Consider the following 15845-nt stretch of genomic DNA (forward strand, 5'->3'; position numbering starts at 1 on the left):
TGCGCTCTTCACCGCTATGCGCTGTTCATCGCTGTGCGCGCTTCAGCTGCCGATCAGGCGATCGGGCACCGGCTCAGCGGCCGCCGTCCTGGCCCGTTCCCGGCTGGGTGCGTCCGGTGGTGCCACCGGTCCTGCCGGTGCCGGTGCCGCCCGGCTTGCTGTTCCCGCCGCCCTGCTTGTTGCCGCCGGCGCCGGGCTTGTTCTTGCCGCGCCCGTTGCCGCCCTTGCCGGAGTCGCCGCGCTCGCCGCCGCCGACCGCCACGGTGTCGAAGGTCGGGGCTTCCTTGCCCTCCAGGGCGCCCGCCATCGCGTCACGCCAGATCGGGCCGGGGGTGTCGCCACCGTAGACCTTGTCGTGGTACTGGCCGCCGATGGTGATGTTCTCCATCTCGACGTCCTTGCCCGGGCCGCCGACCCAGACCGCGCCGGCCATGTTGGGCGTGTAGCCGACGAACCAGGCGGCCTTGCGGCCGTCCGTCGTACCGGTCTTGCCCGCGCTGTCGCGCCCGTCCAGACCGGCCTCCTTGCCCGTACCGTCCTCGACGACGCCCTTGAGGAGCGTGTTGACCGTGTCGGCGGTCTGCTCGGACATGGCGCGCGAGCACTTGCTCTTCGGGACCGGCAGGCTCTTGCCGTTCGGGCCGGTGGCCGCGTTGATCAGGACGGGCGTGCAGTACGTGCCGCCGTTGGCGAAGGCCGCGTAGGCGGCGGCCATGGTGAGCGGGGACATGCCCTGCGTGCCGAGCGCGATCGACGGCACCTGGTCCATGTCGGCGCCGGAGGCCGGTTTGAGGCCGAGCTTCGCCGCCATCTTCGTCACCGGGCAGGTGCCGATGTCACCGATCATCTGGATGAAGTAGGTGTTGACCGACTTGGCGGTCGCCTCCCGCATCCCGTACGGGCCGATCTCGCTGCGGTTCTCGTTGCTGACGGTCTCGCCGCCGGAGTTCTTCCACGTGCCGCTGCACGTGTCCACGGTGTCCGGGTAGGGCATCTGGTACGGCGACGAGTACGACTTGTTGGGCGAGATGCCCTCTTCCAGGGCCGCCGCCGCCAGGATCGGCTTGAAGGTGGAGCCGGTCTGGAAGCCGAAGTTCGACCCGCCCCGGTTCTTGTCGGCCGAGAGGTTGATCTGCGTCTGGTGGTCGCCGAAGCCGTAGGGGCGCGACTGGCCCATGCCGAGCACCTTGCCGGTGCCGGGCTGCACGATCGAGATCGCGGTGGCCACGGGGTCGGACTGGTAGACGTGGTCGGTGATCGACTTCTGGACGGACTTCTGCGTCTGCGGGTCGAGGGTGGTGCGGATCGTCATGCCGCCCTCGTTCCAGCGCTTGGCCCGCGCCTCCTTGGTCTTGCCGAAGGCCGGGTCCTTGAGGAAGACCTCGCGGACGTAGTCGCAGAAGAAGCCGGCGCCGTTCACGGCGGTGATGCAGCCGCTCTTGGGCCGGGTGACCTTGAGCTTGAGGGGCTCGGCCTTGGCGGCCGCGGCCTCCTGCGGGGTCACGACCTTGAGCTCGGCCATGCGCTGCAGCACGGTGTTGCGGCGCTTGGTCGCCTCGTTCGGGGCGTTGACGGGGTCGTAGCGGCTCGGCGACTGCACGATGCCGGCCAGCATCGCCGACTCGGCCAGGGTGAGGTCCTTCGCGCGCTTGCTGAAGTAGCGCTGGGAGGCGGCCTCGACGCCGTAGGACTGCTGCCCGAAGAAGGTGATGTTCAGGTAGTTGTTGAGGATCCGGTCCTTGCCGAGCTCCTTCTCCACCTGGATGGCGTACTTCAGCTCCTTGACCTTGCGGCCGAGGGTCTGCTGGGTGGCCACGGCGACCTTGTCGGGGTCGTCGCCGGCCTCCTCCACGAAGATGTTCTTGATGTACTGCTGGGTGAGCGTGGAGGCGCCCTCGGAGACGCCGCCCGACTGCGCGTTCTTGTTGAGCGCCCGGAGCACGCCCTTGAGGTCGATCGCGCCGTGCTCGTAGAACCGCGCGTCCTCGATGGCGACGATCGCCTTCCGCATGTACGGGGAGATCTCGTTCAGCGGTACGACCGTACGGTCTCTGGAGTAGACCTTGGCGATTTCACCGCCCTCGGAGTCCAGGATTGTGGTGCGCTGGCTGAGCGGTGGGGTCTTCATACTGGCCGGGATCTCGTCGAACCCCTCGACCGACTCCTTGGCCACTAGGCCGAATGCCCCGACGGCAGGCAGGGCCAGGCCCGCCAGAACCGCTCCGGAGAGCACGCTGACACCGAGGAATTTGGCGGCCATCCGGGTCCTGTTGGACCCCTCGCCCGAGCGCTTCTTACCCATGGAGGGAAGCCTACGTTCTCATTCGGCGGACAGACGCCCGTGTGTTCGCCTACGCTGTTTCACGCCAGTCACTGCGGTGTGATTCAGCATCATCTCCACTCTCACTCTTGTGGGTGATGAGAGGTGTCCGTATTGCCGTCGGTGTCACCCTCTGGGTTATGCGACCCGGGTGACCTGCCCCGATATGACGAGTTAGTCGGTAATGTCGCCCGCTCACTCCGTTGGGTGATCTGCCGCGTACGCATAGTCCGTTCGGGCCATCCAAGATTGGGCCCGAAGGGGGTGTTGCCCCCTGCCCGCCTTCCGTAACGTCCTCAACTGGCAACGGTGAATATGCCGCTGCCGCCGTGGGGGAGCCCCGATTCGGGAGAGGACGGCGCCAGCATGGGCTGGGTAACCGACTGGAGTGCGCAGGCAGCCTGCCGCACTACCGATCCGGATGAACTATTCGTTCAGGGCGCTGCACAGAACAGGGCCAAGGCGGTATGCACCGGATGCCCGGTGCGCACGGAGTGTCTGGCGGATGCGCTGGACAACCGCGTCGAGTTCGGCGTGTGGGGCGGGATGACCGAGCGCGAGCGCAGGGCGCTCCTGCGGCGCAGGCCGACGGTCACCTCCTGGCGCAGGCTCCTGGAGACCGCCCGTACGGAATACGAGCGCGGGGCGGGAATCCTGACCCTCGGCGACGACGAGTACGGCGACTACGCCGCCGTCGGGTAGGCCCCGGTCGGCCGGCGGACCTTCCGCAGGCGTAGGGCATTCGCAGCCCGCAGGTGCGGGGCATCCGCAGCGCTCGGCTCACTCCACGTCGATGGTGCTCACTTCGGCGCCCGACGGGCCCGTGGAGGCGCTCTCGGAGGCATCCACGGAGGCGGTGGCGGCAGGCTGGACGGCGAGGCGCTCGCCGATCTCCCGCAGCCCCGCAAGGTCGTGCACATCACCGGGCAGGGCGGCCACTTCCGCCACCGCGACCTCCGGGTGCAGCGCGGTGAAGCGATCACGCGTGCGTCGCTCGCGGGCGAGCACCTGCATACGCTCGGCGTGCAGCCGCAGCAGACCGGCCGCGGTCCTCGAAGCATCGTCGGCCGCTGAAGCCGCTGAAGCCGCTGACGTTGCTGAGACCGCTGAATCTGCTGGGGCTGTGTTCGGATCTGTGCCCGGATCGGTGTCCGGATCTCCTGAGGATGCCGGCTGGGGGAGGCCGCTCTCGGGAGGGGACGGGACCGTGGGAGCGCCGGTTCCTGCGACGCGGGCGGTACGTGAGCCAGCTTGCCCGCTCTCACGATCCACAATGCCGCCGTCGGCAAGATTTTCCGATGTTCCTTCCGGGGACGTGCCCGGGTTCGCCTCCGGCGCCTTCGCGGGCCGCTCCGGGAGCCCCTCCGCCAGGGCCTCGGCCGCGGCGAGCGCCCGGTCCGCCGGGAGCTGATCGGCCGCACTGCCGTGCACCCGGTTGAGGACGAGCCCCGCCAGCGGCATCCGTTCCGCGGCCAGCCGCTCCACGAAGTACGCCGCCTCGCGCAGCGCGTCCCGCTCCGGCGCCGCGACGACCAGGAAGGCCGTACCGGGGGCCTGCAGCAGCCGGTACGTGGCATCCGCGCGCGTGCGGAAGCCGCCGAACATGGTGTCCATGGCCGCCACGAACGTCTGGACGTCCCGCAGGAGCTGGGCCCCCATCAGCTTGTTCAGCGGCCCGCTCATCACGGACATGCCGACGCCCAGGAACTTCATCCCGGCCCGCCCGCCGAGCTTCGCCGGAGCGACCAGCAGCTTGATGAGCTTGCCGTCCAGGAACGACCCGAGGCGCCCCGGAGCGTCCAGGAAGTCGAGCGCGGAGCGGCTCGGCGGGGTGTCCACGACGATGAGGTCCCACTCGTCGCGGGAGCGCAGCTGGCCGAGCTTCTCCATGGCCATGTACTCCTGCGTGCCCGCGAAGCCGGCCGACAGGGACTGGTAGAAGGGGTTCTCGAGGATCGCCCGGGCGCGCTCCTTGTCGGAGTGGGCCTCCACGATCTCGTCGAAGGTCCGCTTCATGTCGAGCATCATGGCGTGCAGCTCGCCGCCGGCGGACGTGTCGATACCGGGCACCCGGCGGGGCACGTTGTCGAGCTCCTCGATGCCCATCGACTGCGCCAGCCTGCGCGCCGGGTCGATCGTCAGGACGACGACCTTCCGGCCGCGCTCCGCCGCCCGCAGGCCGATGGCCGCCGCAGTGGTCGTCTTGCCGACGCCGCCGGAGCCGCAGCACACGACGATGCGCGTGCGGGGATCGTCCAGGACGGGGTCGACGGCGAGGACGGACGCGGCGTCGAGGCCCTTGCGCTGGGCCGGCACCTGGGCTGTTGTCAACGGGGCTGTCAACGGGCCACTCCTTGCTTCCGCAGTTCGCGCGCCATGCGGTACAGCCCCGCCAGGTCAACGCCGTCGCCGAGCAGTTCCAGTTCGTACGTGGGGAGGCCGAGCTCCGCTATGCCGGCGCGCCCGCGGTGCTCCAGGGCGAGCCGCTCGATGTGCTCGCGGGCCTCGGCCAGCAGGGGATCCACGAGCTGCTCGGCGAGGCCCGGGTTGCGCGCGCCGCCGAAGCCGGTGCGCTCCAGGGAGTGCGACAGGGCCTGCGCCACGGCGGCCCGCTGCCCGTTCGCGGCGGCCTCGACGGCCGGCGCGTCCAGGACCTCCGGCCGCACCATGTTGATGACGACGCCGCCCACGGGGAGGCCCGCTGCGCGAAGCTCGGCGATGCCGTCGCACGTCTCCTGGACGGGCATCTCCTCCAGCAGCGTCACGAAGTGCACCGCCGTCTCGGGCGACTTGAGCACCCGCATGACGGCCTGCGCCTGATTGTGGATCGGGCCGATCCGGGCGAGGCCGGCCACCTCGTCGTTCACGTTGAGGAAGCGGGTGACGCGACCGGTGGGCGGGGCGTCCATGACGACGTGGTCGTAGACGAAGCGGCCCGTGCGGTCCTTGCGGCGCACCGCCTCGCAGGCCTTGCCGGTGAGCAGGACGTCGCGCAGACCGGGCGCGATGGTTGTCGCAAAATCGATGGCGCCGAGCTTCCGCAGCGCCCGGCCGGCGCTGCCGAGCTTGTAGAACATCTGGAGGTAGTCGAGGAGGGCCCGCTCGGCGTCGATGGCCAGGGCGAACACCTCGCCCCCGCCCGGCGCCACCGCGATCTTGCGTTCCTCGTAGGGCAGCGCTTCCGTCTCGAACAGCTGGGCAATGCCCTGCCGGCCTTCCACCTCCACCAGGAGAGTGCGTTTGCCCTCGGCAGCGAGGGCAAGCGCGAGTGCCGCGGCGACCGTGGTCTTGCCGGTTCCGCCCTTGCCGCTGACGACATGGAGCCTGCTCATGATTCGGAGCCTAATTCCTTTCCGGCGGCCTTGTGGCGGCAGGTGGCGACATGAGGCTGTTCGAACGGCGGGGGTGCGCCGGCGCCCGGCCGCGCCCGCACGGACGACCCCGCGGACGACCCCGCGGACGACCCCGCGGACGACCCCGCGGACGGGCCCGGCCGGGGCAGCCGGTGCGAGGCATTACAGTCGGCCTATGACCAAATGGGAATACGCCACCGTGCCGCTGCTCGTGCACGCGACCAAGCAGATCCTGGACACCTGGGGCGAGGACGGCTGGGAGCTCGTCCAGGTCGTGCCGGGGCCGAACAACCCCGAGCAGCTGGTGGCCTACCTCAAGCGGCCGAAGCCGTGAGCGCCGTCGAGAACCGGATCGCCGAGCTCGGCCTGACCCTGCCGGACGTCGTGCCGCCGATCGCCGCCTACCAGCCGGCCGTGCAGTCCGGTTCGTACGTGTACACGGCGGGTCAGCTGCCCATGGTCAAGGGGTCCATCCCCGTGACGGGCAAGGTCGGCGCCGAGGTCAGCGCCGAGCAGGCCAAGGAGCTCGCGGCGACCTGCGCGCTCAACGGCCTGGCCGCCGTCAAGTCGGTCATCGGTGACCTGGACCGGATCGTGCGCGTGGTGAAGGTCGTCGGCTTCGTCGCCTCCGCCCCCGACTTCACCGCCCAGCCGGGTGTTCTCAACGGCGCCAGCGAGCTGCTCGGCGAGGTGCTCGGCGAGAAGGGCGTGCACGCCCGCTCCGCCGTCGGCGTCGCCGTGCTGCCGCTGGACGCGCCGGTCGAGGTCGAGTTCGTGGTCGAGGTCCGGGACTGATCCGGGACTGATCCGGGACTGATCCGGGGCCGGTCCGGGGCCGGCTGCTGAGCGGGCCCGGTCCGGGCACCGCCCGGCCGCCCCGGCCCGCTGCGGGCCCCGTCCCCTCGAACATCCGCGCGCGAGCGCATAGCATCCGGCCATGTCGACTTCGAACGGCCAGTGGTACCCGCCGGAGTGGCCGGACCGGATCAGAGCGCTCACGCGCGGGGAGCTCCACCCCGTGAGCCCCCGCCGCGCCGCGACCGTCCTGCTGCTGCGCGACGGAGCCGACGGCCCCGCCGTCCACATGCTGCGCAGACGCGCCTCCATGGCCTTCGCCGGAGGCGCGTACGCGTATCCGGGCGGCTCCGTCGACCCGCGCGACGAGCGGGACGTGCCCTGGGCCGGACCGGCCCCCGCGCAGTGGGCCCGGAGCCTGGGCGTCGACGCCGCCTCGGCCCAGGCCATCGTGTGCGCCGCGGTCCGGGAGACCTTCGAGGAGGCCGGGGTGCTGCTCGCCGGGCCCACCCCGGGCACGGTCGTCGCGGACACCACGGGCCCCGAGTGGGAGGCCGAGCGGGCCGCCCTCGTCAGCCGCGAGCTGTCGTTCGCCGATTTCCTCGTGCGGCGCGGCCTGCTGCTGCGCAGCGACCTCCTGGGCGGCTGGGCGCGCTGGATCACGCCCGAGTTCGAACCGCGCCGCTACGACACCTGGTTCTTCGTCGCCGCGCTCCCCGAGGGCCAGCGCACCCGCAACGCCTCCACGGAGGCGGACCGCACGGTGTGGATCCGCCCCGCCGACGCGGCCGACGGCTTCGACCGCGGCGAGCTGCTGATGATGCCGCCCACCATCTCCACGCTGCGCGAGCTGCTCCCGTACGGCAGCGCCGGCGAAGCGCTGACCGCCGCGCGTGACAGGGATCTCACCCCCGTCCTGGCCCGGGCGCGGCTCGACGGGGAGGAGATCGTGCTGAGCTGGCCCGGACACGACGAATTCACCCGGCGCGTCGCCGGGAAACCCTCGGGACCTTCGGAGGCCGACCGATGACATCCGCGACCGAACTCCCCGGCCGCCCGCGCGCGGGGGCCATCGGCGGCCCCGCGACCGCCCGCGCGACCTGCGTCCTCGCGCCCAACCCCTCCGCCATGACGCTCGACGGCACCAACACCTGGATCGTCGCCGAACCGGACTCCGACCTCGCCGTCGTCATCGACCCCGGGCCGCTGGACGACACCCACCTGCAGGCCGTCATCTCGACCGCGGAGGCCGCCGGGAAGCGCGTGGCCCTCACCCTGCTGACGCACGGCCACCCCGACCACTACGACGGCGCCGCGCGCTTCGCCGAGCTGACCGGCACCCGCGTGCGCGCGCTGGACCCGGCGCTGCGCCTGGGCGGGGAGGGTCTCGGCATCGGCGACGTGGTCACCACCGGCGGCCTGGAGCTGCATGTGCTCTCCACGCCCGGCCACACCGCCGACTCGCTGTGCTTCCACCTGCCCGCCGACCGGGCGCTGTTCACCGGCGACACGGTCCTGGGCCGCGGCACGACGGTCGTCGCCCACCCCGAGGGCCGGCTCGGCGACTACCTCGACTCCCTGCGCCGGCTGCGCGCGCTCGCCGTGGAGGAGGACATCCGGACCATCCTTCCCGGGCACGGCCCGGTCCTCGACGACGCGCGCGGCGCCATCGACTTCTACCTCGTGCACCGGGCGAAGCGGCTGGCCCAGGTGGAGACCGCCGTGGAGAACGGCTACCGCTCGGCCGCGGAGGTGGTCGCCCACGTCTACGCGGACGTCGACCGCTCGCTGTGGCCGGCCGCGGAGCTGTCCGTACGGGCGCAGCTGGAGTACCTGGGGGAGCACGGGCTGATCCCGTGAGCGGCGCTCCGCGTGGCCGTCGCCGCCTGCCCCGTGCGGCCGGCGCCGCCCTGTGAGCGCATGACGAGCGCATGACGAGAGCCTGGCTCAGGGCCAGGGCATGCCGAAGGCCCCTGCCGTCACCGGCAGGGGCCTTCCGAGCTTGTGGGCGCGCCGGAGGGCGCTCCCGTCATGCCGTGCGCCCGGGGCGTGCGGCGTGCACGCCCCGCACGGCTTGCGTCAGCGGGAGCGCTTCGCGAGCCGCTCCACGTCGAGGAGGATCACCGCACGGGCCTCCAGACGCAGCCAGCCGCGGCCGGCGAAGTCGGCGAGCGCCTTGTTGACCGTCTCGCGGGAGGCGCCGACGAGCTGGGCCAGCTCCTCCTGGGTGAGGTCGTGCACCACGTGGATGCCTTCCTCGGACTGCACGCCGAAGCGGCGCGACAGGTCCAGCAGGGCCTTGGCGACGCGGCCGGGGACGTCCGAGAAGACGAGGTCCGACATCGAGTCGTTGGTGCGGCGCAGCCGGCGGGCGACGGCGCGCAGCAGTGCGGTGGCCACCTCCGGGCGGGCGTTGAGCCAGGGCTGGAGGTCGCCGTGGCCGAGGCCGAGCAGCTTGACCTCGGTGAGGGCGGTGGCGGTGGCGGTGCGCGGCCCGGGGTCGAAGAGCGACAGCTCCCCGATGAGCTCACCGGGGCCCAGGACGGCCAGCATGTTCTCGCGGCCGTCGGGGGAGGTGCGGTGGAGCTTCACCTTGCCCTCGGTCACCACGTAGAGGCGGTCGCCGGGATCCCCTTCGTGGAACAGGGCGTCGCCCCTCGCGAGGGTGGCCTCGCCCATGGAGGCGCGCAGCTCAGCGGCCTGCTCGTCATCGAGCGCCGCGAAAAGCGGGGCGCGCCGCAGAACGTCGTCCACGAGTTCTCTCCTTGTCGACATGCACAGAGGACCGTGGTCCCCATGATGCCCGTCGGTAAAACTGTGTGATCAAACACAAGTGTCGCGCATCGTCGCCCGAAGCCCTACGGCAGGGGTCCGATTGGGCTGTGGTTTTCCTGCGTGAGGGCCGGATGTCAGTGGTGGGGCTTAGTCTGGCCGGGTGTCCAATACGCCGGTGAGAGCACAGGGCAAGGGGGCTGGAAGGGTGACTCCGCCTCGTAATTCCGCTGTGGGCGAACGCGCGCCTACGGGGGCGGCGAAAGTCGCAAGCAAGGACAAAAAGAAAAGCGGAAGTACATCTTCCGAATCTTCCGCATCCGCGGCAAAGACGCCGAAGCCGGTCACCAAGGCCTCGGCGAAGCCGGTCGCCAAGGCTTCGCCGAAGCCGGAATCCCGCACCGCTCTCGTCCGCCGTGCCCGCCGCATCAACCGCGAGCTCGCCGAGGTCTATCCCTACGCCCACCCCGAGCTCGACTTCGAGAATCCCTTCGAGCTCCTGGTCGCCACGGTCCTCTCCGCCCAGACGACGGACCTGCGCGTCAACCAGACCACCCCGGCCCTCTTCGCCGCCTATCCCACGCCGGAGGACATGGCCGCCGCCGACCCCGAGGCGCTGGAGCAGCTCATCCGGCCCACGGGCTTCTTCCGCGCCAAGGCCAAGTCGCTCATCGGCCTGTCCGCCGCCCTCCGCGACCGCTTCGGCGGAGAGGTGCCCGGCCGTATAGAGGACCTCGTCAGCCTTCCCGGCGTCGGCCGCAAGACCGCCCACGTCGTCCTCGGCAATGCCTTCGGCAGGCCGGGGATCACTGTGGACACCCACTTCGGGCGGCTCGTGCGGCGCTGGAAGTGGACCGACGCCACCGACCCCGAGAAGGTCGAGGCGGAGATCTGCGCGCTCTTCCCCAAGAGCGAGTGGACCATGCTCTCGCACCGCGTCATCTTCCACGGCCGGCGCATCTGCCACTCCCGCCGGCCGGCCTGCGGTGCCTGCCCGATCGCTCCGCTCTGCCCCTCGTACGGGGAGGGCGAGACGGATCCCGAGAAGGCCAGCAAGCTCCTGAAGTACGAGAAGGGCGGCAAGCCCGGTCAGCGGCTCAAGCCCCCGCCCGACTACCCGGGCCTGCCGGCCCCGCCGCTGGGAGGCGACGCATGACGAGCACGTACGGCCGAGGAGCCACGGTCACCGCCGAGGGGCTGCCCGGGTGGCTGGAGCCCGTGGCGCGCGCTTCGGAGACGATCGAGCCCCATCAGCTCAGCCGCTTCCTGCCGCCGGAGACCGGCGGCAGGCAGTCCGCCGTGCTCGTTCTCTTCGGCGACGGCCCCGAGGGCCCGGAGCTGCTCCTCCTGGAGCGGGCCGGCACGCTGCGCTCGCACGCCGGGCAGCCCTCGTTCCCCGGCGGCGCCCTCGACCCGGAGGACGGCGACCCGGCCTCCGGCGGCCTGGTGCGCGCCGCCCTGCGCGAGGCGGAGGAGGAGACCGGCCTCGACCCCTCGGGGGTCCAGATCTTCGGCGTCCTTCCCCAGCTGTACATCCCGGTGAGCGGCTTCGTCGTCACCCCCGTCCTCGGCTGGTGGCGCGAGCCGACCCCGGTCAAGCCGGTCGACAAGGCCGAGACGGCCCGGGTCTTCACCGTCCCGGTGGCCCGCCTGACCGATCCGGAGAACAGGGCCACCGCGATACACCCGAGCGGTCACACCGGCCCGGCCTTCCTGGTCGAGGACGCCCTCGTGTGGGGCTTCACCGCAGGCGTGATCGACCGGATCCTGCACTACGCCGGCTGGGAGCTCCCCTGGGACCGCGAACGGCAGGTCCCGCTGGACTGGCGTTCCTGACGGGCATGAGACGGTGATCCCGGCCCCCGCCGTCCCCCCGGCCGGCGACACCGCAGACGACATCATTGCGAGGCATACCCGGTGAACGTGCTGGACATCGTGCTGCTGGTCGCCGCCGTGTGGTTCGCCGTCGTCGGCTACCGCCAGGGCTTCGTGGTCGGTGTGCTGTCGGTGATCGGGTTCCTCGGCGGCGGCCTCGTGGCGGTCTATCTGCTGCCCGTCATCTGGGACAGCGCCACCGGCGAGGCCACCCCGGGCACCGCCGCCGCCATAGCGGCCGTCGTCATCGTCATCGTGTGCGCCTCCGTCGGCCAGGCCGCCACCACTCACCTGGGCAACAAGCTCCGCCGGCACATCACCTGGTCCCCGGCCCGCGCCCTGGACGCCACGGGCGGCGCGCTCGTCAACGTCCTGGCGATGCTGCTGGTGGCCTGGCTGATCGGCTCCGCCCTCGCCGGCACCTCCCTGCCGACGCTCGGCAAGGAGGTCCGCAACTCCAAGGTGCTGCTCGGCGTCGCCCGGGTGGTGCCCCCGCAGGCCAACACCTGGTTTGCGGACTTCAGCACCGTCCTCGCGCAGAACGGTTTCCCGCAGGTCTTCGCGCCCTTCTCCACCGAGCCGATCACCAACGTGCCCGCCCCCGACCCCGCGCTCGCGGGCAGCCCCGTCGCCACGGAGGCCCAGCGCAGCATCGTCAAGGTCGTCGGCACCGCACCCAGCTGCGGCAAGGTCCTGGAGGGCACCGGCTTCGTCTTCGCCCCCCAGCGCGTGATGACCAACGCCCACGTCGTCGGCGGCGTCGACGAGCCGACCGTCCAGGTCGGCGGCCAGGGCAGGCAGTACGAGGCGAAGGTCGTCCTCTACGACTGGAAGCGCGACATCGCCGTGCTGGACGTGCCGGACCTGGAAGCGCCCGAGCTGCGGTTCGCGGAGGCCGATGCGGAGAGCGGCAAGGGCGCCATCGTGGCCGGCTTCCCGGAGAACGGCTCCTACGACGTGCGCGCCGCGCGCGTCCGCAGCCGCGTCCAGGCGAACGGCCCGGACATCTACCGCCGCGGCAACGTCCGCCGCGATGTGTACTCGCTCTACACGATCGTCCGTCAGGGCAACTCCGGCGGGCCCCTGCTGACGCCGGACGGCCGGGTCTACGGGGTGGTCTTCGCCAAGTCCCTCGACGACGCCGAGACCGGCTACGCCCTCACGGCCGACGAGGTGCGCGGCGACGCCACCACCGGGCGCCGGGCGACCGAGCGGGTCAACACCCAGGGCTGCGCCCTCTGAGGCCCTCCTGAGGGGCCGTCGGAGAGTTCGCCCCGGGAGCCTGCCGGGGCCGGCCGCCCGGAGCCACGCGCACCGGCCGGGCGAGGTGCACCGGCCGGGCGGTCAGCGGCTGCGCAGCCGGTGGAGGTGCGGTCAGCGGCTTCGCGGGTGATGGCGAAGCCGCGCCGACACCCAGCGGGCGCGGCGGCGGATGATGCGCGGAATGCCGATGCGCGGATCGTGCCCGGCGGACGGCCGGTGCTCACCCCTCCCGGCCCTCTCCGGCAGCTCGCTCACGATCAGCGCGGCGTCGCCCTCGGCGCCCCGCTCCTGAGTCACGTCACGGTAGTCGTGCGTCCAGCCCATACCGTGCTCTGTGCCCGGGCCGAAAGGTCGGTAATCGCCCGGGGGTCCCCCAGTTGGCCTATGCGCCGGGCAATTGGCCGTTCGAAGAACGGACGTTCCTGCCCGCTGTGCGGTGCTGGAGGCGTGCCGGAGTGGCCCGTCACCTGCCCGGAACCGGCCCGGCCGGAGGCCTTCCGGCCACCGCTACCGGTCCGGCTCGGGGTCCTTCAGCCAGTTCACGAGCTCCGTCGAGAAGGCCACAGGATCCTCCTCGTGGGGGAAGTGGCCCAGTCCGTCGAACAGCCGCCAGCGGTACGGCGCCTCCACGTACTCCCCGGAGCCCGCGGCACTGCGCGTACGCATCACCGGATCGAGGGAACCGTGCAGATGCAGCGTGGGCACCCGTACGGGCCGCTTCATGCGCCGGTTGAACTGGATGCCGTCCGGCCGCGCCATCGACCGCACCATCCAGCGGTACGGCTCGATCGAGCAGTGCGCCGTCGACGGGATCGTCATCGCCCGCCGGTAGGTGTCAACGGCCTCGTCCTCCGGCTGACGCGGCCCCGACCACTCCCGCATCAGACGCCCCACCAGCGCCGCGTCGTCGGCGACCAGCCGCCGCTCCGGGATCCATGGCCGCTGGAAGCCCCAGATGTGGCTGCCGGCCGAGCTCTGCCTGGGGTCGGCGAGCATCGCCGAGCGCCAGCGGCGCGGATGCGGCATCGAGGAGACCGCGAGCCTGCGGACCAGCTTGGGCCGCATCACGGCCGCTGTCCACGCCAGGTAGCCGCCGAGGTCGTGACCGACCAGCGCGGCGTCCGGCTCGCCCAGGGAGCGGATCACGCCCGTGATGTCGAGGGCGAGGTTGGCCGGGTCGTAACCCCGCGGCGTACGGTCGCTGCCGCCCACCCCGCGCAGATCCATGGCCACGGCCCGGAACCCCGCCTCGGCGAGTACGGGCAGCTGGTGGCGCCAGGTCCACCAGAACTGCGGGAAACCGTGCAGCAGCAGGACCAGCGGCCCGTCGCCCATCTCGGCGATGTGGAACCGCGCGCCGTTCGCCGCGACGTCCCGGTGGACCCATGGCCCCTCGGGACGTACGACCGACGCGGCGGAACCCCCCGGGACGCCCGTCGGAGCCGGCCCCGGCAGGGCCGGGCCCGCCGGAGCCGCCGGGGAGTCCGGGGAAGCGGGGTCGGGCGACGCGGTCGCTGCGGGGGTTTCGGGCACCGTCATACGGTCGAGCGTGTCACAGATACGTCGGCGGGGCTCGTGTCCGTGAGCGGACGCGGGTGCGGCTTGACGGTGCTCAGCACCGCGGCCGTCTGCTTCGCCGAGGCGATGCTCTTCTCGGGCTTGCTCACCTTCTTGAACTTGGCCACCGCCAGCAGCCCGAGCAGCGCCGCGATCAGCAGGAACGCACCGCCGACGATCAGGAAAGACCAGGCGAGCCCGAGGCCCAGATTGTGGATGCCGTACGCGGCCGCGAAGCTGAGCACGGGCAGCGAGAAGAGCGCGAGCGTTCCGGCCGCACCGATCGCGCCACCGCCGATGCCGACCCGCTTGACGTCCTGCCGCAGCTCGGCCTTGGCCAGTGCGATCTCGTCGTGCACCAGTGCGGACAGCTCGGTGGTGGCCGTAGCCACCAGCTGGCCGAGAGTGCGGTTCGCACCGTTCGCACCGTCGTCGGCTGCGCTCATCGGCTGCTCCCTCATCTTCGTCGCCACGTCATCCGCGGGCTTTCGGCGGATGTAAAGACTCTCAGATCATGCCGGACCATCGTCACGGGTGGTGTGCCCGGAGGCGACTTCGGCCAGCCTGCGGTGCTCGGCGGCCCTCGCCTCCAGGATCGCGGCCATCCGCAGGTGGTAGGCCGGGTTGTCCTGCTCGTAGATGTCGGGGATGCCGTCCTGGTCGTCGTCGCGGTCCTCGTCCGCGCACAGCTTCCTGTACTTGTTGTCGCGCAGCTTGAGCAGGACGCTCGCCAGGACCGCGGCGATCAGCGACCCGACGAGCACGGCCGCCTTGACCTCGTCGGTCAGGACCGGGTCCGTTCCGAAGGCCAGCTCGCCGATCAGCAGCGAGACCGTGAAGCCGATGCCCGCGAGCGAGGCGACGGCCAGCACGTCGGGCCACTTCAGGTCCGGGTTGAGCTCGGCCCGGGTGAAGCGGGCCGCGAGCCACGTCCCGCCGAAGACGCCGACCGCCTTGCCGACCACCAGACCGAGGACGACACCCAGCGTTTCGGGCTTGGTGAAGACGTCCGACAGCGCGCCGCCGGAGACCACCACGCCCGCCGAGAACAGCGCGAAGAGCGGCACCGCCAGCCCCGCCGAGAGCGGGCGCACGACGTGCTCGATGTGCTCGCCGGGGGAGTGCCGCTCGCCCTCGTGCCGGTGGCAGCGCAGCATCAGACCCATGGCCACGCCCGCGATGGTCGCGTGGACGCCGCTGTTGTACATCAGGGCCCAGTTGACGACCGCCAGCGGCACATAGACGTACCAGCCGCGGACGCCCTTGCGCAGCAGGAGCCAGAAGACGACCAGGCCCAGTACGGCTCCGCCGAGGGCCGCGAAGTTCAGGCCCGAGGTGAAGAAGACCGCGATGATCAGGATCGCGAACAGGTCGTCGACGACGGCGAGGGTGAGCAGGAACGCGCGCAGCGCCGAGGGCAGCGCCGTGCCGATGACGGCCAGGACGGCCAGGGCGAAGGCGATGTCGGTGGCCGTGGGCACCGCCCAGCCGGCTGTGGAACCGTTTCCGCTGGTGGCGACCGTGAAGTAGACGAGGGCGGGCATGGCCATGCCGCAGATCGCGGCGACGACGGGCAGCACCGCCGCCTTGGGGTCGCGCAGCTCGCCGGCGACCAGCTCGCGCTTGAGCTCGATGCCCGCGACGAAGAAGAAGACGGCCAGCAGACCGTCGGCCGCCCAGTGCTGGACGGAAAGGTTCAGCCCCAGCGAGCCCGGCCCGAAGTGGAAGTCGCGCACGGTCTCGTAGCTGCCCCGCAGCGGGGTGTTCGCCCAGATCAGCGCGGCGACGGCGGCGACGAGCAGGAGTACGCCGCCCACGGTCTCGGTGCGCAGGGCGTCGGCGAGGAAGTTCCGCTCCGGCAGCGGCAGCCGGCCGAGGAATACGGAGCGGCGGTTCTTGGGCGCGGCCAC

At 71.7% G+C, this 15845-nt stretch carries 16 protein-coding genes; 8 read left to right on the top strand and 8 right to left on the bottom strand.

The features are described 5' to 3' along the window. Positions 1-73: 73 nt before the first annotated feature. Entirely contained in the window at positions 74-2302 is a 2229-nt protein-coding gene (locus NQU55_RS21270; RefSeq protein WP_168090623.1) for a transglycosylase domain-containing protein, read from the bottom strand. A gap of 384 nt (positions 2303-2686) precedes the next feature. On the opposite strand from NQU55_RS21270, the gene NQU55_RS21275 reads away from it, so the two are divergent. After that, entirely contained in the window at positions 2687-3022 is a 336-nt protein-coding gene (locus NQU55_RS21275) for a WhiB family transcriptional regulator (RefSeq protein ID WP_206328802.1), read from the top strand. A 78-nt stretch (positions 3023-3100) separates the two neighbouring features. On the opposite strand, the gene bagB is transcribed toward NQU55_RS21275, so the two are convergent. After that, complete coding sequence (gene bagB / locus NQU55_RS21280) at positions 3101-4663, bottom strand: ATPase BagB (protein ID WP_206328801.1); 1563 nt, start codon at positions 4661-4663, stop codon at positions 3101-3103. Next, entirely contained in the window at positions 4660-5652 is a 993-nt protein-coding gene (gene bagA / locus NQU55_RS21285; RefSeq protein ID WP_168090622.1) for an ATPase BagA, read from the bottom strand. Before bagA ends, bagB begins: the two co-directional genes overlap by 4 nt. A gap of 196 nt (positions 5653-5848) precedes the next feature. On the opposite strand from bagA, the gene sp36 reads away from it, so the two are divergent. The 4 genes from sp36 (at position 5849) to NQU55_RS21305 (ending at position 8328) form a co-directional block, all read left to right on the top strand. Then, positions 5849-6007 (top strand): Sp36 family protein, encoded by a 159-nt coding sequence (gene sp36, locus NQU55_RS21290; protein ID WP_086785308.1) that lies wholly within the window; start codon positions 5849-5851, stop codon positions 6005-6007. Beyond that, entirely contained in the window at positions 6004-6468 is a 465-nt protein-coding gene (locus NQU55_RS21295; RefSeq protein ID WP_168090621.1) for a RidA family protein, read from the top strand. Before sp36 ends, NQU55_RS21295 begins: the two co-directional genes overlap by 4 nt. A gap of 142 nt (positions 6469-6610) precedes the next feature. After that, positions 6611-7498 (top strand): NUDIX hydrolase, encoded by an 888-nt coding sequence (locus tag NQU55_RS21300; protein ID WP_168090620.1) that lies wholly within the window; start codon positions 6611-6613, stop codon positions 7496-7498. Next, a complete protein-coding gene (locus NQU55_RS21305) occupies positions 7495-8328 on the top strand; it encodes an MBL fold metallo-hydrolase (protein WP_168090619.1) in 834 nt (277 codons plus the stop codon). The genes NQU55_RS21300 and NQU55_RS21305 overlap by 4 nt, the downstream gene beginning before the upstream one ends. 219 nt (positions 8329-8547) lie before the next feature. On the opposite strand, the gene NQU55_RS21310 is transcribed toward NQU55_RS21305, so the two are convergent. Next, positions 8548-9222, bottom strand: a complete 675-nt coding sequence (locus tag NQU55_RS21310; RefSeq protein ID WP_030367278.1) for a Crp/Fnr family transcriptional regulator — start codon at positions 9220-9222, stop codon at positions 8548-8550. A gap of 250 nt (positions 9223-9472) precedes the next feature. On the opposite strand from NQU55_RS21310, the gene nth reads away from it, so the two are divergent. The 3 genes from nth to NQU55_RS21325 all read left to right on the top strand — a co-directional run bounded on the left by nth (position 9473) and on the right by NQU55_RS21325 (position 12357). Next, positions 9473-10396 (top strand): endonuclease III, encoded by a 924-nt coding sequence (gene nth, locus NQU55_RS21315; protein WP_256790963.1) that lies wholly within the window; start codon positions 9473-9475, stop codon positions 10394-10396. Next, positions 10393-11076 carry an NUDIX hydrolase gene (locus tag NQU55_RS21320; protein WP_168093684.1) on the top strand — a complete coding sequence of 228 codons (684 nt, stop codon included), beginning with the start codon at positions 10393-10395 and terminating at the stop codon, positions 11074-11076. The genes nth and NQU55_RS21320 overlap by 4 nt, the downstream gene beginning before the upstream one ends. Before the next feature lie 81 nt (positions 11077-11157). After that, positions 11158-12357: a MarP family serine protease gene (locus NQU55_RS21325; RefSeq protein ID WP_168093685.1), complete on the top strand. Its 1200-nt coding sequence runs from the start codon at positions 11158-11160 to the stop codon at positions 12355-12357. A gap of 132 nt (positions 12358-12489) precedes the next feature. On the opposite strand, the gene NQU55_RS21330 is transcribed toward NQU55_RS21325, so the two are convergent. From NQU55_RS21330 to nhaA, 4 genes are all read right to left on the bottom strand, one after another. After that, positions 12490-12702 carry a hypothetical protein gene (locus tag NQU55_RS21330; protein WP_168093686.1) on the bottom strand — a complete coding sequence of 71 codons (213 nt, stop codon included), beginning with the start codon at positions 12700-12702 and terminating at the stop codon, positions 12490-12492. 183 nt (positions 12703-12885) lie between these two features. Then, the gene (locus NQU55_RS21335; RefSeq protein WP_206329491.1) at positions 12886-13917 is read right to left on the bottom strand and encodes an alpha/beta fold hydrolase; all 1032 of its coding nucleotides are present in this window, start codon (positions 13915-13917) and stop codon (positions 12886-12888) included. Further along, positions 13914-14381, bottom strand: coding sequence for a phage holin family protein (locus NQU55_RS21340; protein WP_168093687.1), 468 nt, complete (start codon positions 14379-14381; stop codon positions 13914-13916). The genes NQU55_RS21335 and NQU55_RS21340 overlap by 4 nt, the downstream gene beginning before the upstream one ends. 66 nt (positions 14382-14447) lie before the next feature. Next, complete coding sequence (nhaA, locus tag NQU55_RS21345) at positions 14448-15845, bottom strand: Na+/H+ antiporter NhaA (RefSeq protein WP_168093688.1); 1398 nt, start codon at positions 15843-15845, stop codon at positions 14448-14450.

Origin of the sequence: Streptomyces telluris (assembly GCF_024519335.1) — a bacterium.
Lineage (GTDB): Bacteria > Actinomycetota > Actinomycetes > Streptomycetales > Streptomycetaceae > Streptomyces > Streptomyces telluris.